At 75.2% G+C, this 17708-nt stretch carries 15 protein-coding genes; 10 read left to right on the forward strand and 5 right to left on the reverse strand.

Features of this window, described 5'->3' with window-relative positions:
• Positions 1 to 55: 55 nt before the first annotated feature.
• Together ACIQWR_RS09660 and ACIQWR_RS09665 are read left to right on the forward strand one after the other, a co-directional pair.
• Complete coding sequence (locus ACIQWR_RS09660; RefSeq protein WP_404006244.1) at positions 56 to 1630, forward strand: hypothetical protein; 1575 nt, start codon at positions 56 to 58, stop codon at positions 1628 to 1630.
• A 93-nt stretch (positions 1631 to 1723) separates the two neighbouring features.
• The gene (locus ACIQWR_RS09665) at positions 1724 to 2530 is read left to right on the forward strand and encodes a trypsin-like serine peptidase (RefSeq protein WP_404006246.1); all 807 of its coding nucleotides are present in this window, start codon (positions 1724 to 1726) and stop codon (positions 2528 to 2530) included.
• A gap of 36 nt (positions 2531 to 2566) precedes the next feature.
• Here ACIQWR_RS09665 and ACIQWR_RS09670 read toward each other — a convergent pair whose 3' ends face one another.
• The 3 genes from ACIQWR_RS09670 to ACIQWR_RS09680 form a co-directional block, all read right to left on the reverse strand.
• Positions 2567 to 3067, reverse strand: coding sequence for an NUDIX hydrolase (locus tag ACIQWR_RS09670; RefSeq protein WP_404006248.1), 501 nt, complete (start codon positions 3065 to 3067; stop codon positions 2567 to 2569).
• Positions 3068 to 3076: 9 nt separating this feature from the next.
• A complete protein-coding gene (gene lnt, locus ACIQWR_RS09675) occupies positions 3077 to 4804 on the reverse strand; it encodes an apolipoprotein N-acyltransferase (RefSeq protein ID WP_404006250.1) in 1728 nt (575 codons plus the stop codon).
• Positions 4805 to 4868: 64 nt separating this feature from the next.
• On the reverse strand, positions 4869 to 5384 hold the full coding sequence (locus ACIQWR_RS09680) for a hypothetical protein (RefSeq protein ID WP_404006251.1): 516 nt from the start codon (positions 5382 to 5384) through the stop codon (positions 4869 to 4871).
• Positions 5385 to 5591: 207 nt separating this feature from the next.
• On the opposite strand from ACIQWR_RS09680, the gene ACIQWR_RS09685 reads away from it, so the two are divergent.
• Complete coding sequence (locus tag ACIQWR_RS09685) at positions 5592 to 6188, forward strand: TetR/AcrR family transcriptional regulator (RefSeq protein ID WP_404006252.1); 597 nt, start codon at positions 5592 to 5594, stop codon at positions 6186 to 6188.
• The gene (locus tag ACIQWR_RS09690; RefSeq protein WP_404006254.1) at positions 6185 to 7141 is read left to right on the forward strand and encodes an ADP-ribosylglycohydrolase family protein; all 957 of its coding nucleotides are present in this window, start codon (positions 6185 to 6187) and stop codon (positions 7139 to 7141) included. Before ACIQWR_RS09685 ends, ACIQWR_RS09690 begins: the two co-directional genes overlap by 4 nt.
• Positions 7142 to 7153: 12 nt before the next feature.
• On the opposite strand, the gene ACIQWR_RS09695 is transcribed toward ACIQWR_RS09690, so the two are convergent.
• Entirely contained in the window at positions 7154 to 7951 is a 798-nt protein-coding gene (locus ACIQWR_RS09695) for a glutamate racemase (RefSeq protein ID WP_404006256.1), read from the reverse strand.
• A gap of 142 nt (positions 7952 to 8093) precedes the next feature.
• On the opposite strand from ACIQWR_RS09695, the gene ACIQWR_RS09700 reads away from it, so the two are divergent.
• From ACIQWR_RS09700 to ACIQWR_RS09720, 5 genes are all read left to right on the forward strand, one after another.
• Positions 8094 to 9266, forward strand: coding sequence for a glycosyltransferase (locus ACIQWR_RS09700; RefSeq protein WP_404006258.1), 1173 nt, complete (start codon positions 8094 to 8096; stop codon positions 9264 to 9266).
• Positions 9267 to 9503: 237 nt separating this feature from the next.
• Entirely contained in the window at positions 9504 to 10046 is a 543-nt protein-coding gene (locus ACIQWR_RS09705) for a DUF6643 family protein (protein WP_404006260.1), read from the forward strand.
• A gap of 59 nt (positions 10047 to 10105) precedes the next feature.
• Positions 10106 to 10930, forward strand: a complete 825-nt coding sequence (locus ACIQWR_RS09710) for an MOSC domain-containing protein (protein ID WP_404006261.1) — start codon at positions 10106 to 10108, stop codon at positions 10928 to 10930.
• 376 nt (positions 10931 to 11306) lie between these two features.
• Entirely contained in the window at positions 11307 to 11906 is a 600-nt protein-coding gene (locus ACIQWR_RS09715) for a hypothetical protein (protein ID WP_404006263.1), read from the forward strand.
• A gap of 129 nt (positions 11907 to 12035) precedes the next feature.
• Positions 12036 to 14528 carry a right-handed parallel beta-helix repeat-containing protein gene (locus ACIQWR_RS09720; RefSeq protein ID WP_404006264.1) on the forward strand — a complete coding sequence of 831 codons (2493 nt, stop codon included), beginning with the start codon at positions 12036 to 12038 and terminating at the stop codon, positions 14526 to 14528.
• Here the strand turns inward: ACIQWR_RS09720 and ACIQWR_RS09725 are convergent.
• The gene (locus ACIQWR_RS09725) at positions 14479 to 17049 is read right to left on the reverse strand and encodes a hypothetical protein (RefSeq protein ID WP_404006265.1); all 2571 of its coding nucleotides are present in this window, start codon (positions 17047 to 17049) and stop codon (positions 14479 to 14481) included. The two genes, ACIQWR_RS09720 and ACIQWR_RS09725, sit on opposite strands and share 50 nt — an antisense overlap.
• A gap of 156 nt (positions 17050 to 17205) precedes the next feature.
• Here ACIQWR_RS09725 and ACIQWR_RS09730 point away from each other — a divergent pair, with 156 nt between their 5' ends.
• Positions 17206 to 17697 carry an SRPBCC family protein gene (locus ACIQWR_RS09730; RefSeq protein WP_404006267.1) on the forward strand — a complete coding sequence of 164 codons (492 nt, stop codon included), beginning with the start codon at positions 17206 to 17208 and terminating at the stop codon, positions 17695 to 17697.
• Positions 17698 to 17708: the final 11 nt, after the last annotated feature.

Genomic DNA, 17708 nt, shown 5'->3' on the forward strand with positions numbered 1-17708 from the left:
TCCATAGACTGGGCGCACACCTCCCGAACAATCGACCGAGAACCCGAGCACTCCCATGACTTCCGGCACGTCCCGCCCCGCCCGCGCCTCCCGGGCCGGGAGCACTCCGGCCGAGGTCCCGCAGGAGGGGCACCGGTACGCCGCGCGGCTGGTCGTGCTGGTCCCCGTCCTGTGGACCCTGGGGCTCGGCGCGTGGGGCCTCTCCCGGCAGGACAGCGTCTGGCGCGACGAGGCCGCGACCTGGCAGGTGGCCCTGCGCTCCACCGGCGAGATCTGGCACATGCTCGGCAACGTCGACGCCGTGCACGGCCTGTACTACCTGCTGATGCACGGCCTCTTCGAGGTCTTCGGGGCCGGCACGACCACCCTGCGGCTGCCCTCGGTGCTGGCGGTCGCGGTCGCGGCGGGCTGTGTGGCGGCCATCGCACGGCGGCTGACCCCGGGGCGGGCCGGCGCCTGGGCGGGGATCGGCGCCGGCACGGCCCTCGGGCTGCTCCCGGCCGTGCAGTTCCAGCTCCAGGAGGGGCGGCCGTACGCCCTCGTCGCGGCCGGGGCCGGGCTCTCGACCCTGCTGCTGGTGGGGCGGCTGGAGACCGGGCCGGACGGGCGGCGCGGCCGGGCGCGCTGGTGGGCGTACGGCGTCATCGTGCTGGTGTGCGCCCTGCTGAACTGGCTCTCGCTGCTGGTCCTGCCCGCCCACGCGGCCACCCTGTGGTGGGTGCGGGCCGGGCGGCCGGTCCTGCTGCGGTGGGCGCTGGCCTCGGCGGGGGCGGTGCTGGGGGCGCTCCCGCTGGTCCTGTTCAGCCGGACCCAGTCCGGTCAGGTGTCCTGGATACCGCCGCTGACCTGGTCGATGCTGATCGGCCCGGCGATCCTGCTGGCCATCGGCGCCGTCGGGGCCCTGCTGGACCGGCCGCGCGCCGGCTCGCACGGCAGGCCGCACGACCGGCCGCGCGACCGGAGGCCGTCGGTGGCCGCCGTCGGGCTGCCGCTGCTGGTGGTGCCCTTCGTGGCGCTGGCCGGGCTGTCGCTGGTGCAGCCCCTCTTCCTCGACCGGTACGTGCTCTTCTCGATGCTGGGGCTGGCCCTGCTGATCGGCGCCGCCCTGGGCGCGGGCGTACGGGCCGCCGCCCGCCGGTCCTCCCTGGCCGCCGCCCTGGTCGTACCCGTGGCGATCACGGGGGCGCTGCTCGCGATGCTGCCCCTGGAGCTGGGCAAGCGGGCCCCCGCCAGCCGGGTGGACGACGTGCTCGCCGTGGCCGACGCGGTGGCCCGGCTGAAGGGCGCGGGGGACGCCGTGCTCTACGTGCCGGCCGCTCGCCGGGACACCGCGCTCGTCTCCCCCAGGGATTTCGCGGGGCTGGCCGACATAGCGCTCGTCCGGTCCCCGGCGGCGTCCGGGACCCTGAAGGGCGTCGAGGGCGAGGACCCGGCCCGGCTGCGGGCCGCGATGCTCGCGCACCGCCGGATCCTGCTGGTCACGGACGCGGCGAAGAACGCGAAGCCGTCAGGAGCGGAGCGGGACCGGGTGAAGGCCGCGGTGCTCCGGGAGCACTTCGTGGCGGTGGCCGACCGGCAGGTGCGGGGGCGCAGGGTGACGGTGTACGAGCAGAGGGCGGATGCGCGTTAGGCCGTCGAGGTTCCACCTCCAGGTCACGAATTCACAGCTGATTCTTATGGAATCCGAGGCTCCGGGCAAAGGTTCGCGTTACAAGCTCTGAGCATGATCCAGCGCATGCTTCCCCGACAGGCCCACCGCGCCCGCCGCGCGGCCCGTGCCGTGCTGGCCATCGGCGCGATGTCCGCACTGCTCACGGTGAACATCCCGGACGCTTCGGCGGCGCCGCCCCTGGGGGTGACCGTCCTGGCTCCGGCGGACGGCTCGGCGCAGCGGGTGGGCGCACTCTTCGCGGGCGGACTGGACGGCGGGCACTACTGCACCGCCTCCGTGGTCCGCAGCGACGGGCACGACGTGATCGCGACCGCCGCGCACTGTCTGGGCGACGTGCGCGACGCCGTGTTCGTGCCGGGCTACCGCGACGGCACCGCGCCGTACGGCGTGTGGCAGCTCACCGGCCAGTACGTCGATCCCGGCTGGCAGAGCGGACAGGACCCGGACGCGGACATCTCCTTCGCGACCGTCGCCCCGCTGGACGGCCGCCGCATCGAGGACGTGGTCGGCGGCTACCCGGTGATCGCCGAGCAGCCCGACGACGTGACGGTGACGATCGTCGGTTACCCGGCGAGCGAGGAGACCCCGCTGGTCTGCTCCAACGACACCACGATGCAGAGCGACACCCAGCGCCGGATCGGCTGCCCCGACCTGACGGGCGGCACCAGCGGCAGCCCGTGGCTGGCGGACGGTGCGCTGGTGGGCGTACTGGGCGGGTACCAGGGCGGCGGCGAGGTCCCGGAGGTCTCCTACAGCGCGGTCATGGGCGACGGCGCGCAGGAGCTGTACCGGGAGGCCGCGGGCCGCGCCGCCGACCCGGGGGTGCACCACTGGACGCGGGACACCTGGTGGTCCTGAGGCTCCCGGCGCCATGGTCGGTGCCTCAGGCATCCCCTACGGCGCGGGGAACGCTTCCGCCTCGTCCGGGGCCTCGAACCAGGCCCGTTCCTCGTCCGAGAGCGCCCGGTGGATGCGGTCGAGGGCGAAGGGCTCCAGCGGCGGCAGGGCGTCGACGGCGAACCAGGCCACCTCCAGCGATTCCGCGTCGTTCACCCGGGCCTCGCCGCCGATCGCGCGGCAGCGGAAGGTGATGTCGGTGAACTGGCACTCGTCCCCGTTGGGGTAGACGATCCGCGACAGCTGCTGGACCAGGACGACCCGCTCCGGCACGCAGCGCACCGCCGTCTCCTCGTACACCTCGCGCACCGCGGTCAGCGCGGGCTGCTCCCCCGGCTCGCAGATGCCCCCGATCACGGACCACTCGCCGGTGTCGGTGCGCCGCCCGAGCAGCACCCGCCCCAGGTCGTCGACGACGATGGCGGTCACGCCGGGCAGCAGGAGCAGCTGGTGCCCGGCGTGCTCACGGATCCTGCGGATGAACTCGGGGGTGCTCATCCCCCGACCCTACGACGCCTTGTCGCGGGCCCCGGCCCGGCGCAGCAGGACCCAGCCGAAACCGCCCGCCGCGAGCGCGAGCAGGGCGTACTCGGGAAGCGGACCGAACCGGGTGGCCGGGGTCTGCGAGGAACGCAGCGGGATGGTGGCGACGAGCGCGTCCGGGGTGAACATCTTCGTCTGCTGGACGACCTTGCCGTCGGGGTGGATGACGGCGCTCACCCCGCTGGTGACGGGGACGAGGACGGTCCGGCTGTGCTCGACGGCGCGCACCCGGTCCATGGCGAGCTGCTGGTAGGTCATCTCGCTGCGGCCGAAGGTGGCGTTGTTGCTGGGAACGGCGATCACCTGCGCGCCGGCCCGGACGGTGGAGAGCACGGCGTCGTCGAAGGCGGCCTCGTAGCAGGTGACCATGCCGACGTGGCTGCCCGCCATGTCGAAGACCCCCGGCTCCTTGCCGGGACCGAAGTCGCGCCGGACCCGGTCCACGTCCGAGCTGAAGATCCGTACGAAGGAGCGCATCGGCATGCGTTCGCCGAACGGCTGGATCTTGCGCTTGTCGTAGGTGGACGTGGGCCCCTTGACCGGATCCCAGAGGATCATGGTGTTGCGCAGCGGGCCGGTCTCCGGGGCGATCACCGAGCCGATGGCCACGGGCACTCCGATCGCCTTCACGGCCCGGTCGATCACCGCGTAGGCGTCGGGCTCGGCGAAGGGGTCGAGGTCGGAGGAGTTCTCCGGCCAGACCACGAAGTCGGGCTGCGGCGCACGGCCCGCCCTCACATCGGCGGCGAGCTGGAGCGTGCGCTTGGCGTGGTTGTCGAGGACCGCGCGGCGCTGGGAGTTGAAGTCGAGCCCTATGGTCGGGACGTTGCCCTGGATGACGGCCGCCACGGCCGTGCCGTCCTCGGCCGCGTCGGAGACCAGCGGGCGGGCGGCGAGGGCGGCGACGAGCGGTACGACGACGCTGAGCGCGGCGACGGCGGCCGCGAGGGCGGTGGCCCGCGTGGCGCCAGGGGGCCGCGTGGCGCCGGGTGCTCCTGTGACGTCGGTGCCGGCGCCGGCGCCGGCCGTGGTGCCCGCGGGGCTCTCGGTCCCGGAGTCGTCGGGGTTCGCCCTGCCGAGGGTGCGGCGGGCGAGGGCCACGCTCAGGGCTTCGTAGAGCCCGAATCCGAACAGGGCCACGGCGAAGCCCACCAGCGGGGTGCCGCCGAGCGCGGCCAGCGGCAGGAAGAACCCGTCGGCCTGACCGAAGGCGATCTTGCCCCAGGGGAAGCCGCCGAAGGGGATCCGGGCCCGGACCGCCTCGCCCGCCACCCAGACGGCCGCGGCCCACAAGGGCCAGCCCGGCAACCGCCGGACCAGCGTGATCCCGAGCCCGGTCAGCCCGACGAAGAGCGCCTCCAGCACCGCGAGGGCCAGCCACGGCACCGGGCCGACCTCCTCGCCGGTCCAGAAGAGCAACGGCAGCATGAAGCCGAGCCCGGCCAGCAGCCCGAAGCCGAATCCGGCGCGCGCCCGGCGCACCTGGAGGCACCAGCCGAGCAGCGCGAAGGCGACGGGGGCGAGCCACCACAGGGGCCGGGGCGGGAAGCTCAGGTACAGCAGCACCCCGGCCGCCACCGAGCCGCCCGCGCGCAGCAGCCAGGCGATCCGGCGCGCCCGTGGGGACACCGGTTCGCCGGAGGGCACGACGGGGGGCTCGTTCTCGACCGCACGGGTGGCGCTGCTGCTCATCTGGCGGAGTGTACGTCGCCGACCTGGGCCCCGGCCCGTGAGGGCGCGCGCCCAGGGCCTGTCGTCAACGCGTCAGGGCGCGCAGGTGCGTACGGATGACGCGCACCGCGTTCTCGGCGTCGTCGACCGTGACGGTGAAGAGCTTGCCGTCGCCGAGCCTCAGCTCGACGCCCTCGCCGCGCCGGACGACGACGGCCGTGCCCTTGTCGGGCCGCCAGCGGTAGCCCCAGCCGCCCCACTGCTGCGGGGTGATGCGGGGGACGAACTCGGCCGCGGTGACCTCGGAGAGCCGGATCCGGCGGCGCGGCAGCCCTATGTGCCCGCAGCGCACTTCCATGTTCTCGGCGTCGACGGTGACGGCGACGTGGACGAAGGCGAGGGTGCCGTAGAGGATCAGCAGCCCGACCGCGAGGCAGCCGACGACCGACATCACCAGCGGGATGATCCCGGCCGTCCATGCGGAGTCGACGGCGAGTTCGATGCCGAGCGCCAGGCAGGCCGCGCCGGCGGCGGCGATCAGCCACTGCACGCGGTTGGAGGCCCGGCCGGTCCACAGCGGGCCCGGAGGGTGGTCCGTCATGTGTAGCAGCGTACTCACGTTCCGCACGTGCGCCACCGCCTCTCGCCCTTTGGCGGACTGGGCGCGCGGCGGTCCGCGTCCGCTCTGCGCCGCCGCCCTCAGCCTCCGCTGTCCGCGCCTGCCCGCCGCGCCGCGGGGGCAAACGCGGGACGGGAGCCCGCCGGAAGGGGCCGGGCGCCGCCGGGGCGGTGTCGTTAGGCTGCCCCGGTGAATCGGGAGCGCAGAGAACTGCTGCGGGACGCGGCCGTCGACGTACTGGCGGAGGCGGGTGGCCGCGGGCTGACCCACCGGGCCGTCGACGCGGTCGCCGGGGTGCCGCTCGGCACGGCCAAGAACTACTTCCCCACCCGGGACGCCCTGCTGCGCGCCGTGGCCGAACGGTGCCTGGAGCGCTACCGGGAGCGGGCGGACGCGCTGGCGGGAGCCGGGCCGACCGACCGGGCCGGGGTGGCCGCGCTGCTCGCCGGACTGCTGCGCGAGGTCGCGGGGCCGGGGCGCCCGCGCGTACTGGCCTACCTGGAGCTGCTGGCCGAGGGCGCCCGGCGGCCCTGGCTGGCCGCGCTGCTGGACCCGATCGCCGCCGCCGACTTCGCGGCCCACGCCCACCTGTTGCGCGCGCTGGGGGCGGGCGGCAGCACGGAACGGGCCCGCGCGCTGACCCTCGTCCTGCACGGGGCCCTCCCGCACCTGCTGACCGGGGCGCCGGGGACGCTGGCCGCGGCCGGGCTGGACGACCTGGACGCTTTCGCCCGGGGCGTGCTGGACGTCGTGTGCCCGGGCGCGACGACGGAGCACGCCCTGTGAGCCCGGACCGCACCGACCGCGCCGTGGGAGCCGTCCTCGGATCGGCGGTCGGGGACGCGCTGGGCGCCCCCTTCGAGTTCGGCCCCGCGGGCGCCTTCTCCGCGCGCTTCCCGACGCCGGGCGGGGGCGGCGAGATGTGCGGGGGCGGCGGCTGGGAGCCGGGCGAGGCGACCGACGACACCCAGATGGCCGTCCTCGTCGGCGCATCGCTGCTGGAGCACGGCGGACTCCGACTGCCGGACGTCTTCGCCCGGTTCCAACGGTGGGCGGCGGGCGAACCGAAGGACATCGGGCTACAGACCGAGGACGTGCTGACGAACGGCGCGTCCTGGGAACTCGCCGCGGCGCTGCACTTCCAGATCAACGCCCGGGCCGCGGGCAATGGTTCCCTGATGCGGGCGTCGACGTCCGCGGTGTACTTCGCCGCGGACGGGCGGGCCGCGACGATGGACGCCGCCCGGCGGATCGCGGCGCTCACGCACGGCGATCCGGCGGCCTGGGAGGGCACGGCGGTGCTGCACGAGCTGGTGCGGACCGCCCTGGAGGGCGAGGACCCGCTCGCCGCCCTGCCCGGGGCGCTCGCCGAGGTGCGTCCCCAGCAGCGGGAGCGCTACGCCCGGGTGCTCGCGCCGGACTGGCATCCCGGGCTGGCGACCGAGTTCAACGGCGCGGTGTGGCCGTGCCTGGGCACGGCGGTGTGGGCGCTGCGGACGACGACCGGCTTCGAGGAGGCGCTGCGGGCGGCCGTGGACGTCGGCGGCGACACGGACACGGTGGCCGCGGTGACGGGCATCCTGGCCGGCGCGACGTACGGGTCCGGGGCGATCCCGCAGCGGTGGACCGACCCCCTGCACGTCCCGCTGCCCGGCTTCGGCGACCAGGTCCTGGACGCCGGTGCACTGCGAGTGATGGCCGAGTCCCTCGTCCACGCACCCCGGCGGCAGCCGGATTAGAAAGCTCTGGTGCTAACGCCCCGCCGGGGCGTCCTGGGTGGCGGTGAGGAGGCGGCCTTCGGCGTAGCCGAGGGCGGCGGCCGGTAGGTGGCCGGGGCGGCCGCTGTGCAGCACGGTCAGGGTGCCGGTGCGCGGCAGGCCCGGCTCGGGGCGGGCGCCGATGCGGCGCAGCGCCTGGGTGGCGACGGCCTCCGCCGAGCCGTGGTAGACGAGCGCGGCGCCGCCGGTGCGTTCGGCCAGCGCGGCCCGGATGGGGGCCTCGACGAGTTCGTAGTGCGTGCAGCCGAGGACCACGTCGGTGACGTCCGGCGGGGTCAGTGCGGCGGCCGCGGCGACGGCTCGCACGACGGCTTCCGCGTCCCCGTACTCCACGGCGTCGGCCAGTCCGGGGCAGGGGACCTCGGTGACCGGGACGCCCGCGGCGAAGTCGCGGATCAGCCCGCGCTGGTAGGGACTGCCGGTGGTGGCGGGGGTGGCCCAGATGGCGACCCGGCCGCCGCGGGCCGCGGCGGGCTTGATCGCGGGGACCGTGCCGACGACGGGGATCCCCGGCTCCAGCTCGGCCCGCAGGGTGGGCAGGGAGTGCACGGAGGCGGTGTTGCAGGCGACGATCAGGGCCTGCGGTCGCAGCCCGGCCGCGGCGCGCGCGACCTCCAGCGCCCGCCCCGTGAGGTCGTCGGGGGTACGCGGTCCCCAGGGCATGCCGTCGGGGTCGGAGGAGATGACCAGGTCGGCGTCCGGCCGCAGCCGTCGCATCGCGGCGGCCGCCGCGAGGAGGCCGATGCCGGAGTCCATGAGCGCGATCTTCACTTGGTCACCTTAATCGACCCCCGCCCCCGACCGGCCCGCCACACTGCTTTCCGGACGCCGGAGCGCCCGCGCGCCGGAGCCGGGTCGAAGCGGGCCTGCGTCGGTGCGCGACACGCGCGGCCGGTTTCGGCACACTGCGGGGATGGGCCCCCTCAGCATCGCCGCCTGCGTGTCGCTCGCCGTCTGGCTCTGGCTCACCTTCGGCCAGGGGATGTTCTGGCGCACCGACGTCCGGCTCCCGCCGCGCACACCGCCCGCACGGTGGCCCTCCGTCGCCGTCGTCGTGCCCGCCCGGGACGAGGCCGGGGTGCTGCCCCTGAGCCTTCCCTCGCTGCTCGCCCAGGACTATCCCGGCGAGGCGGAGGTGTTCCTCGTCGACGACGGGAGCAGCGACGGCACGGGCGCGCTCGCGCTGGCCCTCGCCAGGGAGCACCCCGGGCTGCCGCTCACCGTCTGCTCCCCGGGCGAGCCGGAGGCCGGGTGGACGGGAAAGCTGTGGGCGGTGCGGCACGGCATCGGCCTCGCGCGGGCCGCGGACGCCGGGGAGCCGGAGTACCTGCTGCTCACCGACGCCGACATCGCGCACGAGCCGGACAGCCTGCGCGAGCTGGTCGCGGCCGCGGTCTCGGCCGACCTCGACCTCGTGTCGTTGATGGCCCGGCTGCGGGTGGTCACCGTCTGGGAGCGCCTGGTCGTACCGGCCTTCGTGTACTTCTTCGCCCAGCTCTACCCCTTCCGCTGGATCAACCGTCCGGCGGGACGGACCGCCGCCGCGGCGGGCGGGTGCGTGCTGCTGCGCACGGAGACGGCCGTACGGGCGGGCGTACCGGAGTCGATCCGTCAGGCGGTGATCGACGACGTGTCCCTCGCCCGCGCGGTGCGGCGCAGCGGCGGCCGGATCTGGCTGGGACTGGCGGAGCGGGTGGACAGCGTGCGCCCGTACTCGGGGCTCGGTGACCTGTGGCGGATGGTCTCGCGCAGCGCCTACGCGCAGCTGCGGCACCAGCCGTTGCTGCTGGTCGGGACGGTGGCGGGGCTGGCGCTCGTCTACCTGGCCCCGCCGGTGACCTGCTGCGCGGGCCTGCTGACCGGGCGGCCCGTGGCCGCGTGGGCGGGCGCCGCGGCCTGGCTGCTGATGGCCGGTACGTACCTGCCGATGCTGCGCTACTACCGGCAGTCGGCGGTGCTCGCCCCGCTGTTGCCGCTGACCGCGCTGCTCTACCTGCTGATGACGGTCGACTCGGCCGTCCAGCACTACCGCGGGCGCGGCGCGGCGTGGAAGGGACGCACCTATGCCCGCCCCAGCGATGCCTGAAACACGTCGCCGTCTGGCCTGAACACGCGTCATGCGAGGTCACAGCGGTGCGCGGGGCGTTCACCCAACTCCCCTCCAGGGAGGCACGAGTAGGAACAAGAGCGGCTTAAAGCGACGAATCGTGCACGTGAACGTCAAGTGAAAGCCGTGGCGCTGACCTGCGAATATGCAGGTCAGCGCGGTGTTGACGGGACCTCGCTATGGACCCCGTGAAGTCGTGGGCTTAACTTATGTGCCATGACCTCCCCCCGCTCCACTTATGGCGGCGGTTACTACTCCGCGCCCTCCTTCTCGGACACCCCCATCTACGACTCCCTCGTCGCCGAACGCGGCACCCCTCAGATCGCGCCCATCCGCGTGCCGGCCGCCTACGACTCCATGGGCGGCGGCTACCAGGGGCAGAGCGCCCCCCAGGGCAACAACGGCTATGCGGGCGGCTACCTGCCCGCCCTGCCGTCGGCCCTGCCCGCGCTGCCCGCGGCCCCCTCGCAGCAGCAGCAGCCCGCCTACGGGTACCCGTACCAGCAGCAGGGCGCTCCGCAGCCCATGCCGTTGCAGCACGCGCCCGCGCCGTACATCCCGCAGCAGCAGCCGGCCGGCGCCCGTTCCGGATACGCGCCCCAGCCGCAGCAGCCACGGCCGGTGGCCGCGGCTTCCGGTTACGAGGCCATGCGCCCGGCCGCGCCGCGGCCGATGCAGGCCGCGGCTCCGGTTCCCTCCGGCATGCCGTCCGGTTACGAGGACCAGTACGGCCGCCCGTACCAGGGACGCGGCTACTGACGGCGCCCGCGGCACATACCCGCTGGTAAGCCTCCGGGGGCGGCTGGAATGATGCCCCCATGACGAACATGCGCGTCCAGGAACTCCACGTCCATCCCGTCAAATCGGTAGCGGGGACCTCTCCCGATGAGGTGGCCGTGGAGCCCTGGGGCCTCGCCGGGGACCGGCGCTGGGCGGTGATCGACACCGAGGGCAACGTCATCACCCAACGCCAGCAGCCGCGCCTCGCGTTGGCCTCGGCCCGCCCGCTGGGGAGCGGCGGGGTCGCGCTGTCGGCTCCCGGGCTGGCGTCCGTGGTGGTGGAACCGCCCGCGCCGGGCCCGCTGGAGCCCGTCGCGCTGTTCGGCAAGAAGATCGACACCGTCGTCGCGCACACGGTCGGCCACGCCTGGTTCACCGAGTACCTCGGTTTCCCGGCCCGGCTGGTGCACCTCGACGACCCGGCCGTACGACGGCCCGTGGACCCGGACTACGCGCTGCCGGGCGAGACGGTGAGCCTGGCCGACGCCTACCCGCTGCTGGTGGCCACCCTCGCCTCGCTGGACGCGCTCAACGCGCTGATCGCGCAGGGGGACCACGCCGATGAGGGTCCGCTGCCGATGAATCGTTTCCGCCCCAACCTGGTGGTGTCCGGCGCCGAGGCGTGGGCCGAGGACGGCTGGAAGCGCGTCGCGATCGGGGACGCCGTCTTCCGCGGGGTCCGCGAGTGCGGCCGGTGCGTGATCACCACCACCGACCAGCGGACCGGCGAGCGAGGCAAGGAACCGCTCAAGACCCTGGCCGCGCACCGGCGGATCGGCAAGTCGCTGGCCTTCGGACGGATGCTGGTCCCGGTGCGGCTCGGCACCGTCCGGGTCGGCGACGAGGTCCGGATCCTCGACTGACCACCCGGCGCGAGCGGCGCCCGAGGGCGGCCCTAGGGCCTGTCGTCAAAGTCGAGTCTGCCCCGGCGACGACCCGACTTTGACGACAGGCCCTAGCGGGCGCCACGAGACTGTGCCGACCCGCCCGGATCCGGTCCGAGCCCATCTGACCGCATCCGGACTGACACCTTCGGGCGGCTCCCCACAGGAACGGGAACCGGGCGGCCCCACGGTGCCGTTGTGCCGAATGAGACGTGCGGCGACCCATCGTCCGACTGACCACCGGATCGGGTGACACACCTCTCGCGAGTCCCGGAATGCGCGTCCTCGGGACATGGGCGAGGCTTGGACGTGCAGGCAGACGGAGGCAAGGGGGTGCCCGACCGTGTGGACGGCAATGGGAGTCTGGCGTTGGCGGCGCAACCCGCTGCGCCGGCAGACGGATCTGATCGAGGCGTGGGTGGCCTTCGCCGCCCTGGTGTGCGTGTTGGTGGTGGTGCCGGCCGTCGGCTGGACGGCCGGTCTGCGCGTGGACGTGACGTTGCAGCGCGCCGCGCGCGAGCAGCGGCAGGAGCGGTACCTGATCCCGGCGGTCGTGGTGCGGCCCGCCGGTGATTCGCTCGGCGGATCGGCCGCCGATCCCACCGCGCAACGGCAGTCGCCGCAGCGGACGCAGGTCGTCGCCGCGTGGACCGCGCCCGACGGCACCAACCATCAGGGAACGGTCCCGGCGGCGCAGGAACCACCGCGCCAGGGCGATCACTTCCGGATATGGACCGACGACCACGGCCGGCTCGTGGGCCACCCACTGGATCCCTCCACCGCCGCCGTGCACGCCGCTCTGGCGGGCCTGGCCGCCGCGATCGGCGCGGCCGCGCTCGTGGAGACGCTCCGACGCATGGTCGTACGCCGTCTCATGCATCGGCGGTACTTGCGGCTGGACAGGGCCTGGGCAGCGGCCGGGCCCGACTGGGGCAGAGCGGGTGCGGGCAGCTGACCTGGCAACTCACCGGGCCCGCGCGCGCTACGGTGGACCGGCCGGTGCGGACACGGTCGCGAACGCGGGCCGCCGACCGCCGGTGAAGTCGCTTCGGCACGAGCACGAGGGTGGGGGCACGGCAGCACGATGGCACAGGGCACGGTCCAGGTGACGCACGGCGGACCTTCGCGATGGCGGCGCCGCTCCGGTGAGTATCCGACACTGACCGCCGCGCTGGCGGCCGCGGGTGACGGGGACGTCCTGTCCATCGCCCCCGGGACCTATCGCGAGAACCTGGTGCTGCACCATGCCGTCACGCTGCGCGGGCCCGAGGGCGGGCTGGGATCGGTGCGCATCGCCCCGCCCGACGGGGTGGCGCTCACCGTCCGGGCCTCGGCGATCGTGCAGGACCTGCACCTGGAGGGACAGGACCGGGCCGCGCCCGCCCTGCTCGTCGAGGACGGCTCCCCCGAGCTGACCGACCTGCGGGTGAGCACCCGGTCCGCGGCCGGCATCGAGGTGCGGGGCGGGGCCCGCCCGGTGGTGCGCCGGTGCACCGTCGAGAACCCGACGGGCGTCGGCATCTCCGTGCTCGACGGCGGTGGCGGGGTCTTCGAGGAGTGCGAGGTGGTGGCGGCCGGGCAGACGGGCGTCTCGGTGCGCGGCGGCGGCCACCCGCGCCTGGAGCGCTGCCGGATCCACCACAGCACCGGCGCGGGCATCGGCGTCACGGGCGAGGGCTCGGGCCTGGACGCGCTGGGCTGCGAGGTCTACGAGATCAAGGGCACCGGGGTGCAGATCGCCGCCCGGGCCACGGCCCGGCTCACCGACTGCTCCGTGCACCGCACCTCCGCGGACGGGGTCACCCTCGACACCGACGCGGTGCTGACGCTTGCGGGCTGCGACATCCACGACATCCCCGAGAACGCGGTGGACCTGCGTTCCCGTTCGGTGCTGACCCTCAGCCGCACCACCGTGCGCCGCTTCGGCCGCAATGGCCTGTCGGTGTGGGACCCGGGCACCCGGGTGGACGCCGAGTCCTGCGAGATCCACGACAGTACGGGCGACTACCCGGCGGTGTGGATCAGCGACGGGGCGACGGCGTCCCTCGACTCGTGCCGGGTGCACGACGTACCGGACGCGCTCTTCGTCCTGGACCGGGGTTCGCGCGTCGACGTGGTCGACAGCGACCTGTCCCAGGTGCGCAACACCGCCGTCTCCGTCAGCGACGGCGCCACCGCCCAACTCGACGACTGCCGGATCCGCGAGGCCGCGACCGGGGCCTGGTTCCGCGACCACGGGAGCGGCGGCACCCTGGCCAACTGCACCATCGACTCGGTGCAGACGGGCGTGATCGTCACCAAGGGCGCCGATCCCGCGCTGGAGCGCTGCACCGTCAGCTCGGCCGCCGAGGCCGGGTTCTACGTCTCGGCGGGCGGCCGGGGCACCTTCCACGCCTGCCGGGTGAGCGGCAGCTCGGGTTTCGGCTTCCACGTCATCGACGGCTGCCGGACCTCGCTGACCCGCTGCCACACCGAGCGCTGCTCCCGCGGGGGCTACGAGTTCGCCGAGGAGGGCCCGCTCTCCGAGGACTGCACGAGCGACGAGGCCGCCGTGCGCGCCGGGGTCCTGGGCACGGCGTCCGCGGCGGGCGCGGGGGCCGGTACCGGCGCGGGCGCGGGTGCGCGGGGCGGCGTACCGCTGACGGTTGCGACGGCTCCGGCCGGTGCGGGGAGCAGCGGCGCCGGCGCCGCGCACCCGCAGACCCCGGTTCCGGAACAGCGGGCCACCGACGGCGAGGGGCAGTCCGGTGCGGCGGCCCGCGGCTCCGGCGAGGTGCTCGGGCAGCTCGACGCCCTGGTGGGCCTGGACAGCGTCAAGCGCGAGGTACGCGCCCTGACGGACATGATCGAGGTCGGCCGCCGCCGGCAGCGGGCCGGCCTCAAAGCCGCCTCCGTCCGCCGCCACCTGGTCTTCACCGGCTCCCCCGGTACCGGCAAGACCACCGTCGCCCGCCTCTACGGGGAGATCCTGGCCTCGCTCGGGGTGCTGGAGCGGGGGCACCTGGTCGAGGTGTCCCGGGTGGACCTGGTCGGCGAGCACATCGGGTCCACGGCCATCCGTACCCAGGAGGCCTTCGACCGGGCGAGGGGCGGCGTCCTCTTCATCGACGAGGCGTACGCGCTGGCCCCCGAGGACTCGGGCCGGGACTTCGGGCGCGAGGCGATCGACACGCTGGTGAAGCTGATGGAGGACCACCGGGACGCGGTGGTGGTCATCGTCGCCGGCTACACGGCGGAGATGGACCGCTTCCTGACGGTCAACCCCGGGGTGGCCTCGCGGTTCTCCCGGACCATCACCTTCGGCGACTACGGCCCGCACGAGCTGCTGCGGATCGTGGAACAGCAGGCGGAGGAGCACGAGTACCGCCTCGGCGAGGGCACCGTCGAGGCCCTGCTGACCTATTTCACCGAGCTGCCGAAGGGTGCGGCCTTCGGCAACGGCCGCACCGCCCGCCAGACCTTCGAGTCGATGGTCGAGCGGCACGCGGGGCGGGTGGCCCAGCTGTCGGAGCCGACCACCGACGACCTCACCCTGCTGTTCGTGGCGGACCTTCCGCTGCTCCCCTCGCCTTGCTGAGCCCCTCGCTGAGCCCCTCGTCGACGCGCTCCTCGGCGTCCACCGGGCGGTCCGCGAGGAGGAGGCGGGCCAGCAGCGCGGCCCGTTCGGCGGCGAAGGCCGGGTCCGCCTGGTAATCGGAGTGCCCGAGGACGGGTGCGGGCAAGGGGTGCAGGGCGGTACGTCCGTAGGCGACCGGATCGGCCAGCGGCCCCCGGTCCACGTCCCGCTCCCCCGCCTCCAGGACCGGCCCGCCGATCGGGTCGGTGGCGCGCCAGAGGTTGCGCCAGCACTCCACCTCGCGGTGCAGGGCGGCGAGCGGGCCGGGCCCGAAGTACGCGGGGAACCAACGCCCGTAGAGCCGGGCCAGCGGTGAGCCGTACGTCAGCAGCGCGACCCGGCGGCGCACCTGCGGCGGCAGCTGCCAGACGGCGGCGGCCGCGAGCACGCTGCCTTGGGAGTGACCGGAGAGGACCAGTCGGCCGCCGGTCCGCCCGGTCCAGGTGGTCATCCTCCAGGTCAGGTCGGGCACGGCGCGCTCGGCGTAGCAGGGCGGGGCGAAGGGGTGCGCCGCGCGGGGCCAGAAGGTGCCCACGTCCCAGAGGATGCCGATGGTCCGGCGGGCCGAGGCGTCCTTGTAGGCGCGGCGGCCCAGGGTGACGAACAGGACGAAGCCGAAGCCGACCAGCCAGGAGCCGGCGTCCTGCGCGCCCCGGGCGGCGTCCTCCAGGACGGGCGTGGCGTGCCGGGCGGCCTCGCCCGGGACCCGCCCGCTGAGCCAGGCACCGGCGACGGCGCCCGCGCCGAGGACCAGCGTGACGGTGGAGACCGCGCCGATGAACCACGGCGCCGAGTCGGTGAGCGCCGCGGCGGCCCGGGCCCCCGCGATCCGGCGGCTGCGCGCCCGGTCCGGCCGGGCGCCCGGGTACTCGGCGGCGACCGTCACGGCCGTCGCGCGCCGGGCCCGGGCGCCGCGCACCGCGAACCAGCTCGCGGCCAGGAGCAACACCAGGAGCAGCGGTGGCAGGACGGCGGCCTGCCAGGACAGCAGCACGGGCGGTCCGGCCAACGCGCCGACCCCCGCGGAAGCGCCCACCGCCGCCCCCGTGCCCGCCTCCGCACCGGGGGCCGGGGTTCCGGTCTCCCCCAGCCAGTCGCCCACCCGCTGCGCGACCCCGGCCGACATCACCCCGCCCAGCGCGCACGCGAGCATCGCCACGGCCGGGCCGCCCAGCCCGTGCAGCACGCCTCCCGCGCCCCGGCGGTGCAGGTGCAGGGCGACGGCCGAGAGGGCCAGGACGCAGCCGCCCTGGGCGAGCGCGAGCCATCCGAAGACGAGGTCCCCCGGGAGCCGGCCCGTGGAGGTCCACCCCGGCCGGGACCAGCAGGCGTAGCAGAGCACGGCGGCCAGCACGGCCAGCGCGCACCCCGGCAGCCAGGTGACCACCGCGCGGTCCACCCGCTGGTCGGCCCGCGATTCGGAGCGACCGCGCCGGCAGACGACCCAGAGCACCACGGCGCCCCCGGCCACGAGCAGGGCCTGCGCGATCCGGCCCGGTCCGGCCGGAAGGCCGGCTCCGGCCGCGTGGGCGTCGTGGCGCAGGGTCGGCACGGCGACGGCCGCCGCGACCGTCAGCAACCCCGCGGCGGTGTGGGCGGCCCGCAGCCGGGCCACGATCCGTCGCCCGTACCAGAATCCGGGCCGGCCGAGCGCGGGGGCGCCGCCCTCCGCGTCCTCCTCCGCCTCGTCGGGGTCGGGGGCGGTCGGGGGCGGCGGCTGGGCTTCATAGGCGCTCCACGTGCGGTTCGAGAGGTACCAGAGCAGCCAGGTCAGCCCGGCCGGGACCAGGGCGCCCAGGGCCAGGCGCCGCCCCGGCTGCGACCACCAGCCGCCGCGCTCGGGCGAGAGGACCGCGAGCCAGGAGCGGGACGCGGCGCAGTGCGGCGAGCCCGCGCACTGCCAGGCGAAGAGGTCGAGGGAGACCTCGCAGGCCGCGGCGATCAGCAGCACGGTGAGGCTCAGCGCGACGACCCGGACGAGGACCCCGTAGGCGCGCACCGCGCGGGCGGACCCGGCGGGCGCGGGCGGCCGGGCCCAGTGGGCGAGGTTGGCCACCATGAACGGCAGGAGGAGCAGCCACAGCGCCCGGGCGCCGTTGCCCGAGGTGAGCCGGGACCAGCAGTAGACCTCGGGCACCGGGCGGCCGGTGTAGCGCTCGGGGTGGGCCTCGGCGTCGGCGTCGTCGCTGCGCCGGAAGACGGCGGCGGTGGAGTCCCCGGTGACGCGGACGGTGCGCGGATCGCCGAGCAGTTCCTCGGGCGCGGCGCCCGCGACCCCGTGGACGAGCAGTTCGAGCGCGAGCGGCCCGGCGAGCGGGGCGGCGGCGAGGGCGGGACCGGGGCCGGGGCCAGGACCGGGGCCGGGGCCGGGATCGGGATCGGGGCCAGGACCGGGGTCGGCGCCGGCGACCTGGTCGGGAGGAAGGAGGTCCGGGGTGGCCGAAGGAGCGGGGCGGGGACGGGGCGTGGGGATGTCCGGCACGATGGCCTCCACTCTCGGGGCGCGGCGCCACGGAGCCAGCATCCCGCGCGCGGAGCCCCCTGCCCAGTACCCGGAGGGCTGACGCAGACATCTGACGGTGGGACAGATATGGTGACGCGCACGCGTGTTCCCCTCTCACCACAAGGGAGTTCCGTCATGGCCCGCCGACTGCGCCCCGTGGGGCTGGACTTCATCGAGACCGCGCCCGTACGCCTGGTGTACACCGCCCGAGCGGCCGCTCCGCCGGAATCGGTGTACCGGGCGCTGGCGGAGGAGGTGACGGGGTGGCCGTCCTGGTTCCGGGCGGTGACCCTCGCCCGGCCGACGCACGGCGGCGCGGGTCGGGAGATCAAGCTGCTGGGAGGAGTGCGCTTCCAGGAGACGATCATGGCGGCGGACGCCGAGCGGCGGTACGCCTACCGGGTCGACCAGACCAACGTCCCCGGCATGCGCGCCCTGTTGGAGGAATGGCTGCTGACCGCGTCCGGCTCCGGCACGCAGATCCGGTGGACCTTCGCCGCGGACGGCTCCACGCCCTTCCGGCTGGGCCTGGCCGCCGCCCGGCCGGGCCTGGGGCACTCGTTCCGCACGGCCGTCCGGACCCTGGACGCCCGGCTGGCCGCGGCGCAGCGGTCCGCGGGCCAGTAGGCCTCCGCGGG

The sequence above is a fragment of the Streptomyces sp. NPDC098789 genome (assembly GCF_044759975.1).
Taxonomy (GTDB): domain Bacteria; phylum Actinomycetota; class Actinomycetes; order Streptomycetales; family Streptomycetaceae; genus Streptomyces.

Excerpts from the sequence above, each read along its gene's own strand:
- ACIQWR_RS09660 (WP_404006244.1), top strand. The coding sequence starts at position 56 with ATGACTTCCGGCACGTCCCGCCCCGCCCGCGCCTCCCGGGCCGGGAGC.
- ACIQWR_RS09665 (WP_404006246.1), top strand. The coding sequence starts at position 1,724 with ATGATCCAGCGCATGCTTCCCCGACAGGCCCACCGCGCCCGCCGCGCG.
- ACIQWR_RS09670 (WP_404006248.1), bottom strand. The coding sequence starts at position 3,067 with ATGAGCACCCCCGAGTTCATCCGCAGGATCCGTGAGCACGCCGGGCAC.
- lnt (WP_404006250.1), bottom strand. The coding sequence starts at position 4,804 with ATGAGCAGCAGCGCCACCCGTGCGGTCGAGAACGAGCCCCCCGTCGTG.
- ACIQWR_RS09680 (WP_404006251.1), bottom strand. The coding sequence starts at position 5,384 with ATGACGGACCACCCTCCGGGCCCGCTGTGGACCGGCCGGGCCTCCAAC.
- ACIQWR_RS09700 (WP_404006258.1), top strand. The coding sequence starts at position 8,094 with ATGGGCCCCCTCAGCATCGCCGCCTGCGTGTCGCTCGCCGTCTGGCTC.
- ACIQWR_RS09705 (WP_404006260.1), top strand. The coding sequence starts at position 9,504 with ATGACCTCCCCCCGCTCCACTTATGGCGGCGGTTACTACTCCGCGCCC.
- ACIQWR_RS09710 (WP_404006261.1), top strand. The coding sequence starts at position 10,106 with ATGACGAACATGCGCGTCCAGGAACTCCACGTCCATCCCGTCAAATCG.
- ACIQWR_RS09715 (WP_404006263.1), top strand. The coding sequence starts at position 11,307 with ATGGGAGTCTGGCGTTGGCGGCGCAACCCGCTGCGCCGGCAGACGGAT.
- ACIQWR_RS09720 (WP_404006264.1), top strand. The coding sequence starts at position 12,036 with ATGGCACAGGGCACGGTCCAGGTGACGCACGGCGGACCTTCGCGATGG.
- ACIQWR_RS09730 (WP_404006267.1), top strand. The coding sequence starts at position 17,206 with ATGGCCCGCCGACTGCGCCCCGTGGGGCTGGACTTCATCGAGACCGCG.